The organism is Sphingobium sp. CFD-1, assembly GCF_024611115.1.
GTDB lineage: Bacteria > Pseudomonadota > Alphaproteobacteria > Sphingomonadales > Sphingomonadaceae > Sphingobium > Sphingobium baderi_A.
The window spans coordinates 2922615-2943908 of the sequence record NZ_CP084398.1; the positions used below are offsets into that span (position 1 = coordinate 2922615).

Below are 21294 nucleotides of genomic sequence, written 5' to 3' on the forward strand. Positions count from 1 at the left end.
CATCGCCGCTAACCCGCCAGACAATCCCACTGCCGCACTGAATCAGCCACCGCCGACTTCGTCAACGGCCTGATAGAGGGAACTCATCGCCCCGTCCACAATCAGCCGGTGGCCACCCAACACCACGGGACAACCATTGGCTACCGCAGGCGGCTCCCCTTCGAAATATAGCGGGTAGCGAACTTCGGGCGGCTGCATGTTAATAGGGAAAAAAGGCGCGTAGATGGGCGCCTCAATGACATTCACCATGGATCAGGCCTTCACCGCTGAATGAGCGACAAGGTACGCCTCAACAACATCCATCGCGCGATCGATCGTTACATCCATGTCGAGATATTGGTACGTCCCCAAGCGACCAACAAACGTGACCCCTTGTTCCTGCGCGGCCCGCTCTTCATACTGCTCCAGCAGCTTGGTCTCGGCGACCATGCGGATGGGATAGTAGGGAATGTCATCCGGGCCACACAGACGGCTGTATTCGCGGAATATAATGGTCTTTTCGAAATCCGCGGCTTCCCACGGCGCGAAATGTTTATGCTCCGAGATGCGAGTGAAGGGCACGCTCTCATCCGGATAATTGATGACGGCCGCGCCTTGATAATCTCCTTCTGCACGCTCAGGCACAAAGTCCAACGTACGGTAACCCAACCTGCCTAAATCATAGTTGAAAAAGCGGTCAAGAGGGCCGGAATAGAACGTGTGCGCGAAACTTTCGGTCAGATCCTCATACCGGGCACCTAGACGCACCTCAATTCCTGGATGGTCGAGAATGCTGGCGACAATCGCTGTATAACCATCGCGTGGCATGCCCTGATAAGGGTGGTTGAAATAGTTGTCGTCGTAATTGAAGCGTAAAGGGAGGCGCTTGAGGATCGATGCCGGCAGTTCACTTGGTTCGCAACCCCACTGCTTTCTGGTGTATCCCTTGAAGAACGCCTCATATAGATCGTTGCCGACAAAGCGCAGGGCCTGTTCTTCAAAAGTCTGGGGATCCTCGATATCCATGCGCGCTTTGGATTCAACGAAAGCACGAGCCTCCGCCGGCGAAAATGCCTCCCCGAAAAACTGATTGATGGTGTGAAGATTGACCGGCAACGAATAGACTTTATTCGCTACGTTTGCCTTCACTCGGTTGACATAGGGCATCATCACGCCGTGGCGATTGATGAACTCCCACACACGCTCGATTCCCGTGTGAAATATATGCGGGCCATATTTATGGACCATTACACCGGTTTCAACGTCACGCTCGGTATGACAGTTGCCAGCCAAGTGGTTTCGCTCGTCAATCACCAAGCTAGCGATGCCATTTTCCGCTAGAAAGCGGGCAATCGTAGCCCCAGAAAAACCCGCCCCGACAACGCAAACTCTCATCAAAAATTCCTTGGAATCAACTGCGCTAGTGCTGTTACAAAAAACAGGCCCGTTCGCAAGAGGGAAGAGGCTGCGCCTTTGAATGTCACGATTATGACATTATGCAACCTTTAAATGAAGTCCACGAAATAATGCGATGAATGTTTTAAAAATGATCAAATCATGATTATTTTATTCAATTTATTAATATATTAGACATCTAATATTTAGATGATAATCTTATATTATAAAACTTTTAAGTTTTCTTAAATTTATCACTTAACTTGAATCCCGCGACCGCTGCACGTGAACAAGCTTGCATCGGGACATTTGTTCAGCGAAATGCTCGACTGTCGCACGTCAGTTCACTCCCAATCAATCGTGGGAGGAACCGGCCGACACGGATCCGGCGCTCGACCGTGCGGCGCTCCCGATGCGCGGCTATTAGGTTTTTACGGTGCGTCACTTTTAGGTTTTTGTGCCAGCTGGATCCCAATCAGCCCGATTTGCTCGCTTTGACCGTGGCGATGGGTAAGATGGTGACGTTTGTTAGCACAATCCTCTTGCAATTCGTACGATCGACCAGGCTTTAATTCTGAAACTTCCGAAATCGTCGGTGTCCGGAGGTGATTCGACAAGCTGCGCTGGAGAAAGGGCGGTAGCAGACGGCACTTCAGGAAATTCTTGAAACTTTCAGTATTCGGAAGTATCTAGAATTTTATGAGCGCGCTCGCAAATCAGGTTGGACAATCGAACCTGGCTGAACGAATCTTCAGCGAGGGCCAGCTGGGTAACCTGCTGGGTGGTGGCGATGCTCGCCGTTATGCTTTAGTCAACAGGGCGCTGAAGGACGGTTCGCTGATCCGTCTCAAGCGGGCGACCTATATACTCGGCCAGCGAAACAGCAGTGAGTCGGTTCACCCCTTCGCGGTGGCGCAGGCGCTCCTGCCGGGCAGCTATGTCTCCTTTGAAACGGCCTTAGCCTACCATGGCTGGATTCCGGAGGCTGTCTTCACCACGGCAAATGTTTCTCCGGGACGCAAGACGATCACCTACGATACGCCATCGCACGGGCAATTCAGCTTTCATCCGCTCGCACTTCAGGAATATCAATTCCTCGCCGGCGTCGCTCGCGAAAAGTTCGGCAAGCTGACCGCATTTGTCGCGCAACCTTTGCGGGCACTCATGGATCTTGTCGCTTTGCGGAAGGAACACTGGTCCAGTCTGGATTGGCTCATCACCGGCATGCGAATCGACGAGGATCGGCTGCTGCCGCTCAAGCGCAAGGATTTCGCGGCGCTCCGCTCCGTTTACAAACATAAGGCCGCCAACGATTTTCTTCATTCACTTGAGGCCGCCATTCTGACGAAAAAAGGCGCAGCCAAAGGACGCCTCGCGGATGATTGAAATCATTCAGGAGAAACTTCGCCAATATCGAGCGGCCAACGCGGTCGAGGAAGAGAATGCGACCAAGGAGATCATCCAAGAGATCGCTCTCTATGCGCTCTGGCGTGCCGATTTTTTCGATGTCGCCCTTTTCCAGGGCGGTACCAGCCTGCGCATACTGCATCGCCTGCCGCGATTTTCCGAAGACCTCGATTTCATGCTCCGGTCACCGAACCCCGAGTTCGACTGGGCACCCTATCTTAAAATTCTGGTCGAGGTTTTCGCGCAATTCGGATTGAAGCTCGATGCCCAACCTAAAGAAAGGATGGACAAGACGGTTCGGGAGGCGGTGCTCAAGGACGATTCCATTGCGAGCCAGCTTGACCTGACCTTCGCGGGCACGGGACGTCGCAGGACGATCAAGATCAAGCTGGAGATCGACACCAATCCGCCGCCCAGGTCCGGCGAAGCCAGCACCTTTCTCGATTTTCCAGCCGATTACGAGGTGCGGCATCAGGATCTGCCTTCCAACTTCGCGCTGAAAATCCATGCGCTGCTTTGTCGGGGCTATCTGAAGGGTAGGGATTGGTATGACTTCTCCTGGTATGTCTCGAACGGGGTGTCTCCCAATCTGATGCATCTCGAGGCCGCCATCATCCAGGCAGGCCCATGGGTGGGGCAGGAAGACCTCAAGATCGACATTGCATGGCTGAGCGGCACACTGCGAAACGCGATAGGCGCCATAGACTGGGAAGCCGCAGCCGAAGATGTCAGACGCTTTTTGCGCCCGGCGGAGGCAAAGTCGCTCGAATTATGGTGTGAGCGCTTCTTTCTGGCGAAACTCGAAAAGATGGCGCGGGCGTGAATTGTTCGTTCGAACCGTGGCGATGGACAAGATGGTGACGCTCGCCGATTTCTGCCGCCGATACCGTGACGCCGGTCTCTGCGGCGATCTTGGGCCAGTCATCGAGCGCAGCACGCACGCGATCAATAATATCGGCGATCATCCGCTCGGCAATGCCATGCCGTCGCCCCAGGCCCGTGACCTACGCGCGAGCGGGCGCGCGACCTTCGCCTTCCACTGCCAGATAGTGCCCGCCGCCCGGGCCATGGGAGAAGGTCAGGTCATGGGCAGGGGCGAACCGCCACTCACCATCCGGACCTTGCAGATATGTTGCCGAGTGTGATCGTCGCGGTCCCGCATCTATGAACTGGTCCATGCCGACGACATCGCGATCATGAAGGTCGGGCGGGCGACGCTAGTTCGCTATGACAGTTTGCAGCGACTGCACGGCGGAACTCGTCGCGTCACCGCGTCATCGACAATCTGCTTGGTACACCGGACCTGTGCCCCACAGTTCGCCGCACGGCAAAGCTGGAAGGGCAGATTGGCGTCCATATCGATGCCGAAGCACGCGCGATTATCGAGCGTTATGATCCCGCCGTGCTCGCCCGCGCGGTGCGCTATCTCTTCACCAAGGAGACGCGCTCGTCCTTCGTGATCGAGGGCGAAGCGCCCAGCCCGGATTGGACCGAGCGATTCGTAGCGGCGTTGCGCTCCGCGTCCAGCTTCGACACCGGCGACAAGGACGCGATGGTCCGACTGCAGAATGCAATCGTCGATCGCCGCTATGCCGCGACCGACTGGCGCGACTTCCAGAACTTCGTTGGTGAGACGACCGGTACGAACAACGAATGCGACACTCAGAGCGGCGGTCAAAGCGCGAAACTGGGCTTTAGGTTCGGCTGAAGGAACTTGCCGAAGTCCTTGCCAGTATGCTCGTAAAAGCCCTCCGTCGGCATTGCCCGATGGAGCCTGAGGGAGCAGGGACCCTCGCCCCTTATGATGCGGCCAAGATAACCGCCCGCGCCGCAGCATCCTGGGATAATATGAGAAAGAAAATGGCTTAAGCCGTGCAAGCATTTTCCAGCTATCGGCCAGGGTAGAAACAGATGCGAACATCAACTATCTGAGGGTTTAAGGCAGCCATCCAAGATGCTGCGAAATCTGAAGGAAATTCAACCGTGAGCGAATTGGGCAAATTCTGGGCATTCGCGCCAGACCGATTCTCTATTGAATTGATTTCAAACGGAAAAATCACCATCAGCCACTGCTTTGACATCGCAGGGGTCGCAAGTTCAATCCTTGCCACGCCCACCATGACAAGCCTCGGAAATCCAAGTGGTTTCCGGGGCTTTTCTATGCGCGCATAGAAGAGCCCCGGAAGCAATCGGCATGAATCAACGGTTCATCTCAAAACATGAATCCATACATTGATATGTTGTAACATTTCGTTACAAAGCCACTCATCCTTCCCTTTCAAGGACGATAAGACGCATGTTTCCTTTCACGCCGCTGCGCGCTGGTTGCGCGTTGTCCGCGATCTGCTTCGCCCTCCCCGCCATCGCGCAGTCCGCACCCGATCCCAATGACGGTGGGCGGGGCTATCATGATCCGCGCGCCGATATCGTCGTGACCGCTCTTATCCCCCGACGGCAGGGTGATATATTGTCAGGCACGTCAGTCGTGACGGGGCAAGCGTTGACGCGGGCCCTGCGGCCGACCATCGGCGACACGCTGGCGCATCAGCCCGGCGTTTCGGCCACATCTTTCGGCCCCAATGCGTCGCGCCCGATCCTGCGTGGGATGCAGGGGGAGCGGGTCCGCATCCTGACAGACGGCATCGGCAGTTTCGATGTGTCCAACACTTCGGTCGATCATGCCGTCGCCATCAATCCGCTGACCGCCGACCGGATCGAGGTGCTTCGCGGTCCCGCCGCTCTGCCATATGGTTCCTCGGCCATTGGCGGCGTGGTCAACGTCGTCGACAGTCGTATCCCCCGGCGCGTGCCGGATGAACCGATCCACATCGACGGAATCGCCACTTATGGCAGCGCCGCGAATGAACGCACCGCATCGGGCGAGATCGAAGCGCCCATCGGCGACAAACTGGTCGTCCATTTCGACGGCAGTTATTCCAGGTCTGGCAATCTCGACACCGGCAACTATATCCTGACACCCGCCCTGCGCGCGCAGGCGGCCGCCAGCGGCGACCCGGCAATCAAGGAACTGGCTGGCCTGCGCGGGAAATTGCCCAACAGCGCAGCAAAGACATGGGAAGTGTCGGGCGGCGCGGCGATCATCACCGACGGCGGCAATCTGGGCTTTTCGGTCACGCATACGGATAATTTCTATGGCGTGCCCGTGCGCTATGCCCTGGAGCCGGGCGAAGAGGCCGAACAGGTGCGCCTGCACATGAAGCAGGACCGCGCCGATCTGCGCGCCGAAGTCCCGGTAAATGGCGGTTTCCTTGAAACCATCCGCTTGCGCGCAGGCTTTGCCGACTATCAGCATCAGGAAATAGAGGAATCCGGCGAAGTCGGCACGACCTTTTATAATCAGTCAATAGAATCCCGGCTGGAACTGGTGCAAGCCAAGCGGGGAGGATGGGAAGGCGCGGTTGGCGCGCAATTTTTTGCCCGCGACTTCCATATCGTGGGCGAGGAGAAATTCCTGCCTAAGAACAGGACCGAGCAGTTCGGCCTGTTCACCTTGCAATCGCTGGATTTCGGTTCCACCCGCATCGAACTGGGCAGTCGCTATGAACATACGGGCGTCAGCGCCGTCGCCGATGAGACGCTGCTCAATCCCGCTCATAAACGCAGCTTCGATGCCCTGTCCGGTTCGGCCGGCATCAGTCAGGAAATCGCCGCCGGATGGCGCGTGGGCCTGAACCTGTCCCGCACCGAGCGCGCGCCTTCCGCGGAGGAATTGTTCGCCCGCGGCAATCATGCCGGGACGCAGGCTTTCGAACTGGGCAACCCCGATTTCGGCAAGGAAAAAAGCTGGGGCATCGAAGGCACGCTGCGCCGTCAGGGACCGGGCTACACGCTGTCGCTGTCGGCCTATCACAACTGGTTCAAAGGCTATATTTATGACGCGCCGGTCGACGACGCGCCGTGCATGGCCGTCGGCAGGGGTGGGGAACTGGAATTTCCCTGTTACCAATATTTTCAGGCGGACGCCCGCTATCTGGGTTTCGAAGCGGAAGGATCGGTCAAGCTGGGCGAGATCGGTGGTTATGCCGTCAATCTGGATGGCGTCGCCGATTATGTCCGCGCGACCATCAAAGGGACGGGGCCTGCGCCACGCATCCCTCCGTTACGCCTGCTGGGCGGGCTGGAGTTGCAGGGCGACCGGCTGAACCTGCGCGGCGAGGTGGAGCATAGCTTCAAACAGGACCGCATCGCCGAAACCGAAACGCCGACCGGGGGGTTCACGCTGGTCAACGCCTCGCTGTCATGGAAACCGCTCAAGGACAATGACCGCACGACACTCACCCTGTCGGCGAACAATATCTTCGATGTGGAGGCGCGGCGTCACGCCAGCTTCCTCAAGGATTACGCCCCACTTGCCGGGCGCGACATCCGCCTGTCGGCGCGCCTGTCACTTTGATCCCGCACGGCCCCTTCGCCCGATGCGAAGGGGCCGATTGCGCTATGTGACGATTTCGTTACAAGGCGCCCCATGGCGAGCACCAGCACAAGGGCTGACAAAGGACGTATCTGGTAATGCGCCAGATCGCTGCGCTCCCCTATGCCACCGATCCCGACGGATCGATGCGGATACTGCTCATTACCTCCCGCGATACGCGCCGATGGGTGATCCCCAAGGGCAACCGAATCAAGGGTATGGCCGGCCATCGCGCCGCCGAGGTCGAAGCCTATGAGGAAGCGGGCATCCACGGCATCGCCTGCCCCGCGCCGCTGGGCCGCTATCGCTATGACAAGCGACGGCGCAAGGGCGGCGCGCGGGAAGCTGTGGTCGAAGTCTTTCCGCTGGCCGTCACCGATCATCTGAACCAATGGCCGGAAAAGGGCCAGCGCGAATTACGCTGGTTCCCCGTGGCGGAAGCGGCACAGGCCGTTGACGAACCCGACCTTCAATCAATCATAGCCGCCTTCCGCGAACCGCCCAAGAATCCGGGCTGGTTTTCCCGAATATTGCTATGGCTCCAGGAAAAGCGAACCGAAAGGATAGCGATGCTGCGCTGGTTTCACGCGCTCATGCCCAAGCAGGGACGATTCTTCGAACAATTCGAAGACCACGCCGCCACACTCGTCGCCGGGGCGGACGCGCTCGCCAAGCTGATGAAGGGCGGACCGGACATGGACGCCCATATCAAGGAGATCGCCGAGCGCGAGCATGAAGCGGACGACATCATCCGCGATGTGTTGCAGGATGTTCGGCGCATTTTTGTAACCCCCTTCGACCGTAGCGCCATCACTGGCCTGATCGGCGTGATGGACGACGCGATCGACCAGATGAACCAGACGGCAAAGGCCGTCGCGCTGTTCGAGGCAAAGGAATTCACGTCCCAAATGCAGGACATGAGCGCCCTGATCGTCGAATGTGCGCGCATCACGGCGGAGGCGATGCCGCTGCTGCGGTCGCTCAACCTCAATTCGGCGCGCCTTCACGAACTGACCGAACGGCTCGTCAAGCTGGAAGGCCATGCCGACACGCTGCATGAAGCAGGTCTCAAGGCGCTTTACAACCAGGCGCGGCGGGGCAACCCCATGGACTTCATCGTGGGCAACGATATCTACGCCCATCTGGAAAAGGTGACGGACCGCTTCGAAGACGTCGCCAATGAGATTTCCGGCCTGGTCATCGACCACGCCTGATCCGGAACCGCACGAAAGCCCCCTATCATGGAAGCGCATATCGCCTTTCCGCTGCTGATCGCGCTGATCGGCATCGCGCTGGCCTTCGATTTTCTGAATGGCCTGCACGATGCCGCCAACTCCATCGCGACCATCGTGTCGACGCGGGTCTTGAAGCCGCAATATGCGGTCGCCTGGGCGGCCTTCTTCAACTTCATCGCCTTCCTCTTCTTTGGCCTGCATGTGGCCGAGACGGTCGGCAAGGGTATCGTCCAGGCGAGCATCATCGACCCGCAGGTGATCTTCGGAGCGCTGATGGGGGCGATTTCATGGAACCTCATCACCTGGGCGCTGGGCATCCCATCCTCCTCCAGCCATGCGCTGATCGGCGGGCTGCTGGGCGCGGGGACGGCCAAGGCGGGCCTTTCCGCCGTGGTGTGGAGCGGCGTGTTCAAGACCAGCGCCGCCATCATCATGTCGCCCGCCATCGGATTGGTGCTGGCGCTGTTCCTGGTGCTCATCATCAGCTGGGTGTTCCGGCGGTTCACACCGCAAGGGGCGGACAGGGTGTTCCGCAAGCTGCAGCTTGTTTCCGCCTCGCTCTATTCGCTGGGGCATGGCGGGAACGACGCGCAGAAGACCATGGGAATCATCGCCGTGCTTCTCTATTCGCAGGGGATGCTGGAGGGGGGCTTCCATGTGCCCTTCTGGGTGGTGATCTCCTGTCAGGCGGCGATGGGCATCGGCACGCTGCTGGGCGGGTGGAAGATCGTGCACACCATGGGATCGAAGATCACACGGCTGACCCCGGCGCAGGGCTTCTGCGCGGAGACGGGCGGGGCGATCACGCTGTTCATGGCGACCCATCTGGGCGTGCCGGTATCGACGACCCATACGATCACGGGAGCGATCGTGGGCGTGGGCGCTTCGCGGCGCTTGTCGGCGGTCAGGTGGAATGTGGCGTCGAGCATCGTCGTGGCCTGGGTCATCACCTTGCCTGCCTCCGCGCTGATCGGCGGGGCGTTCTACGAGCTGACCCGGCTGTTCTGACAGGCATGAGGACGCGGTCGGTTGCCCGCCGCGCCCCTCCCTCTCCCAAACGGAACCGTCAGGCGACGCGACCGAGGCGGTGATAGAGATTGGCGTATTTGACCGATTCCGGCCGGTCCTGAACCTCGCGCAGATAATGGGCGATGGCGGTGCGGATCAGGCTGAAATCCTCCTGCGAGAAGACCGCGCGCGAGCGGGCGGGTTGGGGCGCTGTCGTCGTGTCGGTCATGGTCTTTCCTTTCATGTGGAGATGATGCCCCTTCAAAACCATGAGGGAGGTGGCGAAGGAAGGACGATTATGGACGCGGGGTCATCAGATGACTTGTTCATATTGTCATTGTTTGACATTATGACGATATGGCGAATGTATCGGATCGCAAGCTCTACCTTGGCCCCAAGCTGCGCGTGCTGCGGCGGGAGTTGGGACTGAATCAGACGCGGATGGCGGAGGAGCTGGGGGTTTCGCCCAGCTACCTGAACCATCTGGAGCGCAACCAGCGTCCTTTGACCGCGCAGATGCTGCTGCGACTGGCCGACACCTATGATATCGACATCCGCGATTTCGTCGCCAGCACGCAGGAAGGCACGGCGAACGCGCTGAACGAAATATTGTCCGACGCGCTGGTCCGCGACATCGGCATCGCCAAAGACGAGGTGCTGGAAGTCGCGGAAAATTATCCCGGCGTCGGCGAAGCCATCGCCCGCTTCCATCGCGCCCTGTCCGACCTGCGCCGCCTGCCCGATCAGATGGAGGCTGGCGGCGGCTCCCCTGCCCCGCTGCTCGCCCCGATCGACTGGCTGCGCGAGACGATCGCGCGGGCGGGCCATCATTTCGCGGAAATCGATGCCGCCGCCGAAACGCTTTCCGCCGAAATGAGCGACGATCCCGCGGTGATGCAGGCGGACCTGCGCGCACGGCTCAAAACGCTGCACAATATGAGCGTGCAGACCGTACGCGCCGACGTGCTGGCGGGCACGCTGCGCCATTATGACATGCACCGCCGCCGCCTGCTGCTCCATGAGCGGCTACCCGCGTCGGGGCGGCTGTTCGCGCTTGCCTATCATCTCTGTTCGCAGGAGATGGCGGAGGCCATCGCCGCGCAGGTGAAACACGCCGCGCCGCCGGACGAGGACAGCCGCCGCATCGCCACCATCGCGCTTACCAACTATGCCGCCGCCGCGCTCATCATGCCCTATGACCGCTTCCGGCAGGCGGCCGAGCAGAGCCGTTACGACCTGCCGCTGCTGCGGGCGCGCTTCGGCGTGTCGGGCGAGCAACTGGCGCACCGGCTGACCAGCCTCAACCGGACGGGCGCGCGGGGCGTGCCCTTCTTCATGGCGAAGCTCAACCGGGCGGGGATCATCTCCAAACGCTTCGATGGGGAGGCATGGCCCTTTGCGCGGCTGGGCGGCACCTGCCCGCGATGGGACGCGCATGGCGCGGCGCCGTCCGATCAGGTGGGGCGGCAGATGATCGAGACGCTGGATGGACGGCGCTTCATCACCTTTTTCCAGACATTGACGGTCGAGAGCGCGCCCGATGCGCGTGGACGGCCCGTCATCGCGCTGGGATGCGAGGTCAAACATGCGGGCAGGCTGGTCCATGCGGACGGCATCGACGTGGAGAAGGACGCGGCGACCGAAACCGGCCCGGCCTGTCCCCTGTGCGAGCGGCGCGGCTGCCCGGACCGCGCGCTGCCGCCGGTGACGCGGGCGCTCGACCTGCATGGCTATGAGCGGACGATCAGCCCCTTTCCGTTCCGGCGGGTTTAGAGTCTTCGGGATGCAGCTTTATACTGTTTCAGAGGATTGCGGCGTTTGTAAAAGACCTTCGCCGATGGCGGGTTTCGGCCAATAGTCGCCACTCCACCTCCGTTCGGGCTGAGCGAAGTCGAAGCCTGTCCTGAGCGACGCCGCAGGCGGCGTCGCAGGGCCTTCCACTGAGCAAAGCGAAGTGGCCTCCCTTACGGTCGGCCTTGCCCTTCGACTTCGCTCAGGGCGAACGGAGATGGGAATAGCAGACAGTCCACCTCCCACCCAAATCGGCCATCAAGCCGGAGCGTCCGCGAATATAATCGCCCTGCCCCAGTCAAGCCGCCAATTCACGCAGCCGCCGCTTCGGCCCGCTCGAAGGTGAGCGTGCGGCGTAGCTGGTCGACCGCCGCGAGGCGCATGTCGATGACGGCGCCGGGCGTCAGGCCCTTGGCCGACAGGCGCGCCACCACGGGATAGTCGCAAAGCTGGACCTTGCCGCCCCGCTCGTCGGCTTCGGTCACGACGGCGCGGAACAGGCTGCCTTCCTTGCCGCTGAGCAGCACGGCTTCGGCCAGGTCGATCACGGTGCGCTCGATCCGGCCGGCGATGGCGTCGGCGCGGTCCATCACGGCGGGCAGTGCTTCGAACGCCTGCGCGGCGACGGCGGGCACGGGACGGCCATTCGCGATTTCCAGCACGGCGCGCAGGACATAGCGGTCCGCAAGGCGGCGCAGCGGCGCGGTCGCATGGGCATAGGTCGCAGCCATCGCCGCGTGCCAGGGCTTCGCGCCCGCGCGCCAGGGCGCATAGGACGCGCCCGGTCCCGCCCGCCGGATCGCCAGCATCAAGGCGGCCTGCCGGGGATCGTCCGGCACCAGAGCGCGCTCGAAATCCTCCAGCGACATAGCGTCGGGCCATGCCACGCCCAACCCCTTCGCGCTGATCCGCAGGCGCTGAACCGCTTTTTCCTCCGGTTCCGCCATCACGCGGAAAAGGCCGGTGCCATGCGCCTGAAGCATGTCGGCGACCGCCAGATTGGCGACCAGTGACAAGGCCGCATTATCGGCTTCGGATGACAGGCGGGGCCGGAAGGCGAGTTCGAACCGGCCATCGGGGCGGGCCGCAACTTCCTGCTCGGGCGGATCGACGCGCGCGGCCCCTCTTTGCGCTTCGGCGGCCTGAACGCGCCGGGCCAGTTCCGCGAAGGACGCAGGCAGGTCGGAGGGCCGAACAGTGTCATAAGCGAGCTTCGCGCGGCTGCGGATGATCGCGCGTTCGACCCCGTCCAGACGGCCCGCCCCGTCCGGATCGACGCGCACCGTCAGGACGATGGCAGGGCGCGGCCCATCGGGAAGCAGGCTCGCCGCCCGCTCGCTGAGCACCGGGGGATAAAGGTTCGCCTTGCCATCGGGCAGATAGAGCGTTTCGCCCCGGCGCCATGCTTCCACATCGATCAGTCCTCCGTCGTCGACGAACCAGCCGACATCGGCAATGGCATAGTGGAGCAGCAGATCATGACCCGACGGTTCGATGCAAAAGGCCTGATCCAGATCGGTGGAGGTCGCCGGATCGAGCGTCACGAAGGGCGATGCGGTGCGGTCGGCATGGGCGCTCGGCACGCGAGCGGCGGCTTGCTGCGCGGCGGCCAGCACTTCGGGCGGGAAGGACGCATCGACCTGAAATTCGGTCCTTATGGCGGCAAGTCCCTGGTTCAGGACATTGGTGGCGTCGACGATCGTCTTCATCGACTGCCCTTAAACCCCTCCCCGACGCGCTTGTCCATCCGCCAATGTTCGGCCATCGCCACGCAGCGCCTCTTCAGCCAGCCTGATCGAGAACCCGCCGGGCCAGCAGGAGGTGGGGACGGTCGATCATCTTGCCGTCCAGTTTCAGCGCGCCCGCGCCCGGATGAGCGGCAAAGGCCTCCACCACCGCGCGCGCGTGGCGCAGTTCCACTTCGGTGGGCGCGAAACCGGCATTGATCGCGGCGACCTGCGCGGGATGGATCGCCATCATGCCGGTAAAACCATCACGCCGGGCCCGCGCGATATAGGCGGCCAGGCCTTCGGCGTCGTCGATCCGGGGAAAGACCGTCTCGATCGCAGGGACGCCGGCGGCATGGGCGGCGAAAAGCGTGAGGCTCCGCACCATTTCGAAGGGCGGCGTATAGCGGCCATCCTCCTCCCGCGCGCTGGATGCGCCGATGGCGGCGGGCAAATCCTCCGCCCCCCAGGTCACGCCGCAGATATGGCCGCCGACCGCCCGGTAGCTCCCCAGTTCGAAAATGGCCGCCGGCGTTTCGGTGGCGATGGGAAGGATCGGCGGAACGGGCGCATCCGCCGCCATGGCCCGCAGCGCCTCGATACTCGCGGCGCCTTCCGCCTTGGGGAGCAGCAGGCCGTCAGGCGCGGCGGCCAGCACCGCGCGCAGATCGGCGCGCGTGAGGCCGCTGTCGAGCGGGTTGACCCGGACGAAGGCGGCGCAGGAGCGCGAGCCGCCGAGCCATTCGCGGGCGGCGTCGCGGCCGAACGCCTTGCGATCCGGCACGAGCGAATCCTCCAGGTCCAATATGACGGCGTCGGCCCCGCTTGCGGCGGCCTTGTCGAACCGTTCGGGCCGGTCGGCGGGCACGAACAGCAAGGACCGCAACCTCATAGCATGGTGTCCGGCATGGACCGGGAATATCGGGGCGAGCGTGCGTTCATGGGCGTTTTCCTGTCGAGGCAGGCATAAACCCGAACATCGGCATAGCCAAGCTTCGCTGTGGCGATGCGAGACAGGCGTTTCATCGAACGCCGTGCCCGAATGGCTGCGGGCAGGTGCCGGGGAGCAATATATAATCAAACAAATGGTTGATTAATATCCGGGTCCGGCCCTATGCTGGCGCCATAAGGAGGACCGGCTTGCGGGCAATCCCAGGCGACCGGCGACGACGGAGAAGATGAAGCCATGACCGCATCCACCGATACCGCACGACTGCGGATATGCCCGGCGGACGAGACCATCGACGGGTTCGATGATCGCGATCCCTTTCCCTTCTACGAGCAGATCAGGGCGGTCGGCTCACCGCTGTGGGATGCGCGCGCCAAGGCGTGGCTGGTGCTCGATTTCGACCAGTGCGCCGCGGTCCAGAGAGATGAGCGCATTTTCGCCAATGCCTATATCATGGCGGACGAGGTGGTCCGGCAGATCAAGGGTGGGGGCGCGAATATCACGCTCAGCCGGGACGCGGAGCATGACCGGCTGCGCCGGTTCCACCTGAAGCTGCTTTCCCCCGCCAGCGTCGCCCGGTTCCGCATCGCCCATATCGGCCCGATCGTCGATTTCGTCGCGGATAGGATAGGACAAGGCGGCAGAGCCGAACTGTTCGCCGACTATGCCGCGCAAATTCCGCCGCGCGTCATTTGCTCCCTGCTGGGCATGCCGTTCGACGATGACGCGATGATGGCGCGCATCCTGGTGCTGAACGAGGAGATCGTCCAGTTCATTGCGTCGGGCTATCGCGACGAAGAACGACGGGATCGCGCGCTGGCGGCGTCGGCGGAACTCAACGCCATGCTGCTCCCCTATGTGCGCGCGCGCAGGGACAATCCGAGCGACGATTTCATCAGCCGCGTGTGGCAGGAAGCCCCGGCGGCAGGCATAGCAATGGATGAGGATGCCGCGCTGGGCCTGTGCCGCGAACTCTATTTCGCCGGGTCCGACACCACGGTGCATGGCATCGCCAACGCGCTGTACCTCCTGCTGGCCGATCCGGCGTTGATGGCGCAGATCCGGTCCGACCGGGGCAAGCCGCTGGCCGCGCTGATCGAGGAATCGCTGCGCCTTTTCAATGTCGTGCAATATCGCCATCGCATCTGCATGGCCGATACCCGGATCGGCGACACCCCTATCGCCAAGGGAGAGGTGGTCATACTGGTCCACGCGGCCGCCAATCGCGACCCGGCCAAATATGACGGCCCGGCCGATGTCGACCTGCACCGGCGCACGCCGACCGATCATCTGGCCTTCGGCAAGGGCTCGCGATCCTGCGTCGGGTCGCAACTGGCACGGGTCGAAATGCGCGTGGCGATCGAGGCCCTGCTCGATCGATTCGACGCGCTGGCCCTGGATCGCGATGCGCCGCCGCCCCGCTTCCAGGCGCTTTATATGCGGTCGATGGCGCCGCTGCATGTCCGGCTCGGTTGAAAAGCCCACGGACCAAATGGCTCGGCCCAATTGCCCTGGGTCCGCACATGCCGCTAATGACCCGGCGAGGATGACGGGCAATGAACCGCAATGGGGGATGAACATGGTGCAGGACAAGCGCCAGAAAATGCAGGCCGAACCGACGAAAGATGCGGAAAGGCCAAAGCAGCGCAAGCCGCGCGATGCGCGCTGGAAGCAGATATTGGACGCCGCCGCCGCGATCTTTCACGAGAAGGGCTACAGCGCCACGACCTTGCAGGACATTGCCGACCGGGTCGGCATCCTGAAAGGCAGCATCTATTATTATATCAAGACCAAGCCCGATCTTCTGGAGAGCCTGCTGGTGCAGGTGCATGAAGAAGGATTGACCATGGTCCTGGAATCGGCCGCCGTGCCAGGCCATGCGCTCGACCGGCTGGCGTCGGTTATTCGCGCCTATGTCACCTATATCGTCAACAATCGGGTCAAGAGCGCCGTCTATATCCATGAGGTCCAGCGCCTGCCGCCCGCGCACAGAAACAGGATATTGCGCGACCACCAGCTCCGCACGGCGGTGCAGGCCCTGGTCGAGCGCGGGCAGGAAGAGGGGCTGATCCGCAGGACGATCGATCCGCGATTGACGACGCAAATATTGTTGAGCGGACTGAACTCCATTTATCAATGGTATCGGCCGGAAAAGGACCGGCCCAAGGAAGTCCTGATCGACCATATGGTGGACGTGACGCTGCGCGGCATCGCCAGCCCACAGGGGCTGAAGAGTCTGGCAGACACGGACCCTATCGAACGATAGGAGTGCAGACTCGCTTGCGCTTCTAGGCAATAATCGCGCTATCAAACAAATGGTTGATTGTGCAAAAGGGATTGGGGGAACGGCGCCTGCGTCGTCCACACTAAGTTTGAGCCAAGCATGCACGCAAAAAAGCGTGTACATATAAAGGGAGGATAGGCCGTGAAGACATTCATCAAGCTGCTGAGCGCGGGCGTCGCCTGCTCGGCCATGACGGCAGCGATGCCAGCGATCGCGGCGGATGCCGCCGGTCAGGAAACTGACGCCGCCGCTGCCGCACCCCAGGCCGGAACCGGCATCGAGGATATCGTCGTCACCGGGCGCAAGCGTGCACGCAGCGAAGCGTTGCAGGAAACGCCCGTTTCGATCACCGCCCTGTCCTCCGCGCAATTGGAACGCGCGGTCAGCAAGGATCTGACCGATGTCGGCCGCATGACCCCCAATGCCTCGCTACAGCCTTCCGCGCAGCGCGGCGTCCAGAATTTCGCCATTCGCGGCATGGGCGTGTCCGGTTCCACGCCATCGGACGAACCGGCGGTCGGCATCTTCCAGGACGGCGTCTATTGGGGTTCCAACTATGGCGCGCTGGGCGAATTGTTCGACATCGAGGGCGTGGAAATCCTGCGCGGTCCGCAGGGGACATTGTTCGGCCGCAACGTGACTGGCGGCGCCGTGACCGTCCGGTCGGCGCGCCCCACGCAGGAAACATCGGCCAAGATGATGCTGGGCGCCGGCAATGGCCTGATGCTGGAAGGATCGGCGGTCGCCAACCTTCCGGTCGTCACCGACACGCTGGCTGCGCGCGTCGCCGTCCTGACCCGCCGCAATGACGGACTTTTCAAGAACGATGTCACCGGCGGCTCTTATGGCAAGACCTCCACCTTCGTGGTCCGGCCCAGCCTGCGTTGGACGCCCACGCCGGACGCGGACATCACCCTGCTGGGTGAATTTTACCATCAATATGGCGATTCGGTCGTCGTGCGCGGCATATCGCCCAACACCGTGCCGGGCGGCCCGCTGACCCTGCCGGAAAAGGAAGGCTATGTGACGCCTTCGGACTATTTCACAGTGTCGCCGGGCGACGCGGGCTTCAGCAATGTGAAGGTCTATTTCACCATGCTGGAGGCGAATTTCAACATCGGGCCGGGCGTGCTCACCTCCATCACCGGCTACCGCAAGGTCCGGGCGCGGGTGCTCACCGATTTCGACGGAACGCCCAGCGACGGCTTCCTGCAGGGCGTGCGGAACGACCAGCATCAGTGGAGCAGCGAGCTGCGCTATGCCGCCGACCTGAACGACTGGCTGTCGATGACGGCGGGCGGCTATTATTTCGACCAGAGCTTCTCCTTTGGCGAAACGCGCGACCTGAACAACCATGCCAGCCTGCTGGGGACGCGCTCAATGCTCGACAACAGCAGCTTCGCGGCCTTTGCCGAGGTTGACATCAAGCCTGTGACCAACCTGACCGTCACGCTGGGCGGCCGTTATACCGAGGAAAAGAAGAAGGCCAGTTCGGCCCCCTTCGGCGCGTGCAGCTTCGATCTGACGACCTGCACCTTCACCGGTCCGGCGCATTACAAGGGCGACAATTTCTCGCCCAAGATCGGCGTTTCCTATCAGGTCGATCAAGGGCCGCTCTTCTTCGCGTCGATGACCAAGGGTTTCCGCAGCGGCGGCTTCGCCCTGCGCGGCACGGCGCTCGCCTCGCCTTATGACGCGGAAAAGGTGACTGCCTATGAAGCGGGCTTCAAGAGCGACTGGCTGGACCGCCATCTGCGCCTCAACGTTTCGGCCTATTACAATAAATATAAGGACCTGCAGCGCACCGTGCTGGCGCCCGACCCGTTGCTGGGCGTGATCCAGTCGGTGTTCAATGCCGCCGATGCGGAGATCAAGGGCGCCGAGTTCGAGCTGACCGCCATTCCGTTCGACGGGCTGACGCTGGGCGCGACCTATGGCTATACCCGGGCGCGCTACAAGAGCTTCCTGGGCGTGGCCGATCCGGGCAGCCGGCGCTTCGTGCGGGTGCCTGAACATACCGGCAACCTGTCGGCAGACTATGAAACCGCACTCTCCAACGGCGACAAGGCGGGCTTCCATGTCGGGGGCGCCTACAGCAGCAAATATTATTATGACGAAGCCAATCTGCTGTCGCAAAAAGGCTATTGGCTGGTGGATGCCAATATCTATTACCGCCTGGACAGCGGCCTGACCCTGTCGGCCTATAGCCGCAACATCACCAACACCAAATATTCCAACTGGGGCTCCACTCTGGGCGCCCTGGGACAGAATATGTTCCCCGGCGATCCGCGCACCTATGGCGTGCGTATGACGGCGGAATTCTGACGACGGCGGGACCGCGCAGCACTCGCTCGCGCGGTCCCGGCCTGATGGCCTCCTTTGGCCTTGCACGCGGTCGGCGGCTGCCCACTGGATTGCCGCTGCCCAGACTGTGGCCTTGATACCACAGTATCAAAATAAAACTTAATTGACCCCCTCAAAGCCGAGGGTTCCTATCCGTCGATAGGGGCCGGTATGGGCAATTGCCGCGCTCAGCAAGCGCAGCAAAGGAACCCTACCGTTATGAAAATCACAACCAGCTGCTCTGTTGCCCTGATGGCTCTCACCATGGGGATCGCGCACGCGCAGACGACCCCGCCGCAAGCCGAAGACACCGCCGCGCCGACCGAATTCGGCGACATCGTCGTTACCGCCCGCCGCACCAATGAAAGCGCGCAGAAGGTCCCCGTCACCGTCGCCGCCTTCGGCAATGAAGCGCTGCGCGAAAAGTCGATCGCGACGCCGCAGGATCTGCAGCAGCTGACGCCGGGCGTGTTCCTGGGCGCGTCTGGATCGGCGGGCAACACCGTCTATGTGATTCGCGGCCAGGCCAAGCCCCTGATCGGCGTCGGCCAGCCGGGAGCGCTGACCTATTTCTCGGACGTGCCGCTGCCGACCATCGCCAGCTCGCAGCCGCAATATGACATCGGCAACGTCCAGGTGCTCAAAGGCCCCCAGGGCACGTTGTTCGGCCGCAACACCACCGGCGGCGCGGTGCTGATCTATCCCAACGCGCCGACTTATGATCTGGGCGGCTATCTCGAAGCGGGCTACGGCAATTACGACTGGCGCAACCTGGAAGGCGCGATGAACCTGCCGATCGCGGCTGACAAGGTCGCGCTGCGCGTGGCCGGACGCTTCACCAAGCGCGACGGCTATGTCGAAAATCTGGGCGTCGGCGGCGATTTCAACAATCTCAACAGCTACGCTTTCCGTGCGTCGCTGCTGCTGGAGCCGACCGAAGGCGTGAAGAACGTCACGATCTTCGATTATTATCATAATAACGACAATAATCAGGCGCAGATCTTCGCGGGCTTCCACGATCCCAGCATTCCCAGCGCCGTGCTGTCGCAGATCCGCGACTTCACCAACCCGACGCTCACCAGCCTGCTCGCCGCGCAGCAGGCGCTGGGCAAGCGCAAGACGGTGGCGGACATTCCCGGCTTCGACCGGACCAAGGCCTATGGCGTCACCAACCGCACCGACATTGAGCTGGGCGGCATGTCGCTGACGAACATCTTCGGATTCCGCGCGCTGCGCTGGAAGAACCAGGCCAATTTCGACGGTCTGCCGGCGGTCGACCTCTTCGGATCGGGCGTGGCCGGGCCGGTGCTCAACACCTACCGCTCCAACGCCTATGACCAATATACCGAGGAATTGCAGCTGCACGGCACGGCGCTGGACGACAAGCTGAAATGGCTGGTCGGCGGCTTCTACCTCAAAAGCAAGCCCAACGGCGAGAATGCGGACCGCGCAGACGTTTTCAATGGCATCGGCTCGGCGGTCTACACATTCGTGACCGAAGAGAGCAAGGCGCTGTTCGCCAACGCGTCCTACGACCTGTCGGACGCGCTTAACGGCCTGACCTTCAACGCGGGCTTCCGCTACACCTGGGACAAGATTTCGGTGTGCAGCGCGGCCGGCGGATCGACCCCGCCCTATGACGGCCGCCTGGGCGACTGCAAGGCCGGCACGCTGACCAACGCCACCAACATCAGCGCGAAGTTCCATAAGCCGACCTGGACCGTGGGCTTCGACTGGCAGGCCAGCCGCGACGTCTTCGCCTATATCACCTCGCGCCGCGGTTATCGCGCGGGCGGCGTGAACGCGCCGATCCTGGGCCCGACACTGGCGCCGTTCCAGCAGTTCGCGCCGGAAATCGTGACCGACGTCGAGGCAGGCGTGAAGACCAGCTGGAATGTCGGCGACGTGCGTGGCCGTTTCAACCTGTCGGCCTATTATGCCGCCAGCGACGACGTGCAGTATAATGTCAACGGCCTGTTCACGGCGCAGCCCTGCGTCGGCGCCGGTTTCGACGGCGACTGCGACATCACCAACGACCCGTCGAGCGGCGCGATCACCATCAACGCCGGCGACATTAGCGTGAAGGGCGTGGAAGCCACCCTGACCGTCATCCCGACCCATAACCTGACGCTGAACTTCGGCGGCAGCTATATCGATCAGAAGACGCGCAAGACGACCTATGGCACGCTGGCGCCGACGATCGTCGCGGGCGGCGAAGATCCGGCCAAGATCCCGTTCCGCTTCGCGCCGAGCTTCACCGGCAATGCGGGCGTGCGTTACGAAGTACCGCTGGGCGAAGAAGGCACGCTGGTCGCCAATGCCGATTACTATCATTCGGCGAAGGTGCTCTATGGCATCTACAAGGCCCCGGCCTATGACAATGTCAACCTGCGCCTCGACTGGAACGGCGTGGCCGGGTCGCGCGTGGACGTCAGCGCCTTCGTGCGGAACCTGTTCAACAGCACCTGGGTGCAGACCGGCGGCACCATTGCCGCGGCGCCGGGCATCCTGACGCTGGTCTATAACGATCCGCGCATGTACGGCATCTCCCTGCGGATGCGTTTCGGCGCCGAATAAGCCCAGCCCCGACTGGCTTGAACAGCCCGGGCAGCCCACCGCTGCCCGGGCTTTTTTTTACGGGGGCCATACATTTCCTGCCATTCTCGCAAGCCGGAAAACCGCTTTCTCCAGCTTGCCTTCATCGCCCAGCGCCCTTTAAGTTACCGGCAGCGCAACCGGAGGCA

At 61.8% G+C, this 21294-nt stretch carries 18 protein-coding genes; 13 read left to right on the plus strand and 5 right to left on the minus strand.

Annotation, left to right across the window (positions count from 1 at the left end):
* Nucleotides 1-42: 42 nt before the first annotated feature.
* Nucleotides 43-249, minus strand: coding sequence for a hypothetical protein (locus LDB26_RS14745; RefSeq protein ID WP_257539002.1), 207 nt, complete (start codon nucleotides 247-249; stop codon nucleotides 43-45).
* Between the two features lie 3 nt (nucleotides 250-252).
* Nucleotides 253-1374, minus strand: a complete 1122-nt coding sequence (locus LDB26_RS14750; protein WP_306812034.1) for a UDP-galactopyranose mutase — start codon at nucleotides 1372-1374, stop codon at nucleotides 253-255.
* A 699-nt stretch (nucleotides 1375-2073) separates the two neighbouring features.
* Between LDB26_RS14750 and LDB26_RS14755 the strand changes: the two genes are divergently transcribed.
* The 8 genes from LDB26_RS14755 to LDB26_RS14790 all read left to right on the plus strand — a co-directional run bounded on the left by LDB26_RS14755 (nucleotide 2074) and on the right by LDB26_RS14790 (nucleotide 9456).
* Nucleotides 2074-2760, plus strand: a complete 687-nt coding sequence (locus LDB26_RS14755) for a hypothetical protein (protein WP_257539003.1) — start codon at nucleotides 2074-2076, stop codon at nucleotides 2758-2760.
* Nucleotides 2753-3604 (plus strand): nucleotidyl transferase AbiEii/AbiGii toxin family protein, encoded by an 852-nt coding sequence (locus LDB26_RS14760; protein WP_257539004.1) that lies wholly within the window; start codon nucleotides 2753-2755, stop codon nucleotides 3602-3604. Before LDB26_RS14755 ends, LDB26_RS14760 begins: the two co-directional genes overlap by 8 nt.
* Nucleotide 3605: 1 nt before the next feature.
* Complete coding sequence (locus LDB26_RS14765) at nucleotides 3606-3926, plus strand: hypothetical protein (RefSeq protein ID WP_257539005.1); 321 nt, start codon at nucleotides 3606-3608, stop codon at nucleotides 3924-3926.
* Nucleotides 3927-4183: 257 nt separating this feature from the next.
* Complete coding sequence (locus tag LDB26_RS14770; RefSeq protein WP_257539006.1) at nucleotides 4184-4489, plus strand: hypothetical protein; 306 nt, start codon at nucleotides 4184-4186, stop codon at nucleotides 4487-4489.
* 275 nt (nucleotides 4490-4764) lie between these two features.
* Complete coding sequence (locus tag LDB26_RS14775) at nucleotides 4765-4953, plus strand: hypothetical protein (protein ID WP_257539007.1); 189 nt, start codon at nucleotides 4765-4767, stop codon at nucleotides 4951-4953.
* A gap of 124 nt (nucleotides 4954-5077) precedes the next feature.
* Nucleotides 5078-7195, plus strand: a complete 2118-nt coding sequence (locus LDB26_RS14780; protein ID WP_257539010.1) for a TonB-dependent receptor — start codon at nucleotides 5078-5080, stop codon at nucleotides 7193-7195.
* 116 nt (nucleotides 7196-7311) lie between these two features.
* Nucleotides 7312-8427: a DUF47 family protein gene (locus LDB26_RS14785; RefSeq protein WP_257539012.1), complete on the plus strand. Its 1116-nt coding sequence runs from the start codon at nucleotides 7312-7314 to the stop codon at nucleotides 8425-8427.
* 27 nt (nucleotides 8428-8454) lie between these two features.
* The gene (locus tag LDB26_RS14790) at nucleotides 8455-9456 is read left to right on the plus strand and encodes an inorganic phosphate transporter (protein WP_257539013.1); all 1002 of its coding nucleotides are present in this window, start codon (nucleotides 8455-8457) and stop codon (nucleotides 9454-9456) included.
* A gap of 58 nt (nucleotides 9457-9514) precedes the next feature.
* Here LDB26_RS14790 and LDB26_RS14795 read toward each other — a convergent pair whose 3' ends face one another.
* A complete protein-coding gene (locus tag LDB26_RS14795; RefSeq protein WP_257539014.1) occupies nucleotides 9515-9685 on the minus strand; it encodes a hypothetical protein in 171 nt (56 codons plus the stop codon).
* A gap of 128 nt (nucleotides 9686-9813) precedes the next feature.
* Between LDB26_RS14795 and LDB26_RS14800 the strand changes: the two genes are divergently transcribed.
* Entirely contained in the window at nucleotides 9814-11229 is a 1416-nt protein-coding gene (locus LDB26_RS14800; protein ID WP_257539015.1) for a short-chain fatty acyl-CoA regulator family protein, read from the plus strand.
* A gap of 329 nt (nucleotides 11230-11558) precedes the next feature.
* Here LDB26_RS14800 and LDB26_RS14805 read toward each other — a convergent pair whose 3' ends face one another.
* Both LDB26_RS14805 and LDB26_RS14810 read right to left on the minus strand, forming a co-directional pair.
* Nucleotides 11559-12956, minus strand: coding sequence for an RNB domain-containing ribonuclease (locus LDB26_RS14805; RefSeq protein WP_257539016.1), 1398 nt, complete (start codon nucleotides 12954-12956; stop codon nucleotides 11559-11561).
* Between the two features lie 73 nt (nucleotides 12957-13029).
* Nucleotides 13030-13866, minus strand: a complete 837-nt coding sequence (locus LDB26_RS14810; protein ID WP_062068134.1) for a CoA ester lyase — start codon at nucleotides 13864-13866, stop codon at nucleotides 13030-13032.
* 294 nt (nucleotides 13867-14160) lie between these two features.
* On the opposite strand from LDB26_RS14810, the gene LDB26_RS14815 reads away from it, so the two are divergent.
* The 4 genes from LDB26_RS14815 to LDB26_RS14830 all read left to right on the plus strand — a co-directional run bounded on the left by LDB26_RS14815 (nucleotide 14161) and on the right by LDB26_RS14830 (nucleotide 21127).
* Nucleotides 14161-15399, plus strand: a complete 1239-nt coding sequence (locus LDB26_RS14815; protein WP_257539017.1) for a cytochrome P450 — start codon at nucleotides 14161-14163, stop codon at nucleotides 15397-15399.
* Nucleotides 15400-15469: 70 nt separating this feature from the next.
* Nucleotides 15470-16189 (plus strand): TetR/AcrR family transcriptional regulator, encoded by a 720-nt coding sequence (locus LDB26_RS14820; RefSeq protein WP_257539018.1) that lies wholly within the window; start codon nucleotides 15470-15472, stop codon nucleotides 16187-16189.
* Nucleotides 16190-16348: 159 nt separating this feature from the next.
* Nucleotides 16349-18532, plus strand: a complete 2184-nt coding sequence (locus LDB26_RS14825; protein WP_257539019.1) for a TonB-dependent receptor — start codon at nucleotides 16349-16351, stop codon at nucleotides 18530-18532.
* Between the two features lie 237 nt (nucleotides 18533-18769).
* Entirely contained in the window at nucleotides 18770-21127 is a 2358-nt protein-coding gene (locus LDB26_RS14830; protein ID WP_257539020.1) for a TonB-dependent receptor, read from the plus strand.
* Nucleotides 21128-21294: the final 167 nt, after the last annotated feature.

Coding starts and splice junctions, on each gene's coding strand:
- LDB26_RS14795 (WP_257539014.1), bottom strand. CDS start 9,685: ATGACCGACACGACGACAGCGCCCCAACCCGCCCGCTCGCGCGCGGTC.
- LDB26_RS14830 (WP_257539020.1), top strand. CDS start 18,770: ATGAAAATCACAACCAGCTGCTCTGTTGCCCTGATGGCTCTCACCATG.
- LDB26_RS14750 (WP_306812034.1), bottom strand. CDS start 1,374: ATGAGAGTTTGCGTTGTCGGGGCGGGTTTTTCTGGGGCTACGATTGCC.
- LDB26_RS14805 (WP_257539016.1), bottom strand. CDS start 12,956: ATGAAGACGATCGTCGACGCCACCAATGTCCTGAACCAGGGACTTGCC.
- LDB26_RS14790 (WP_257539013.1), top strand. CDS start 8,455: ATGGAAGCGCATATCGCCTTTCCGCTGCTGATCGCGCTGATCGGCATC.
- LDB26_RS14815 (WP_257539017.1), top strand. CDS start 14,161: ATGACCGCATCCACCGATACCGCACGACTGCGGATATGCCCGGCGGAC.
- LDB26_RS14785 (WP_257539012.1), top strand. CDS start 7,312: ATGCGCCAGATCGCTGCGCTCCCCTATGCCACCGATCCCGACGGATCG.
- LDB26_RS14820 (WP_257539018.1), top strand. CDS start 15,470: ATGACGGGCAATGAACCGCAATGGGGGATGAACATGGTGCAGGACAAG.
- LDB26_RS14760 (WP_257539004.1), top strand. CDS start 2,753: ATGATTGAAATCATTCAGGAGAAACTTCGCCAATATCGAGCGGCCAAC.
- LDB26_RS14755 (WP_257539003.1), top strand. CDS start 2,074: ATGAGCGCGCTCGCAAATCAGGTTGGACAATCGAACCTGGCTGAACGA.
- LDB26_RS14780 (WP_257539010.1), top strand. CDS start 5,078: ATGTTTCCTTTCACGCCGCTGCGCGCTGGTTGCGCGTTGTCCGCGATC.
- LDB26_RS14800 (WP_257539015.1), top strand. CDS start 9,814: ATGGCGAATGTATCGGATCGCAAGCTCTACCTTGGCCCCAAGCTGCGC.
- LDB26_RS14745 (WP_257539002.1), bottom strand. CDS start 249: ATGGTGAATGTCATTGAGGCGCCCATCTACGCGCCTTTTTTCCCTATT.
- LDB26_RS14810 (WP_062068134.1), bottom strand. CDS start 13,866: ATGAGGTTGCGGTCCTTGCTGTTCGTGCCCGCCGACCGGCCCGAACGG.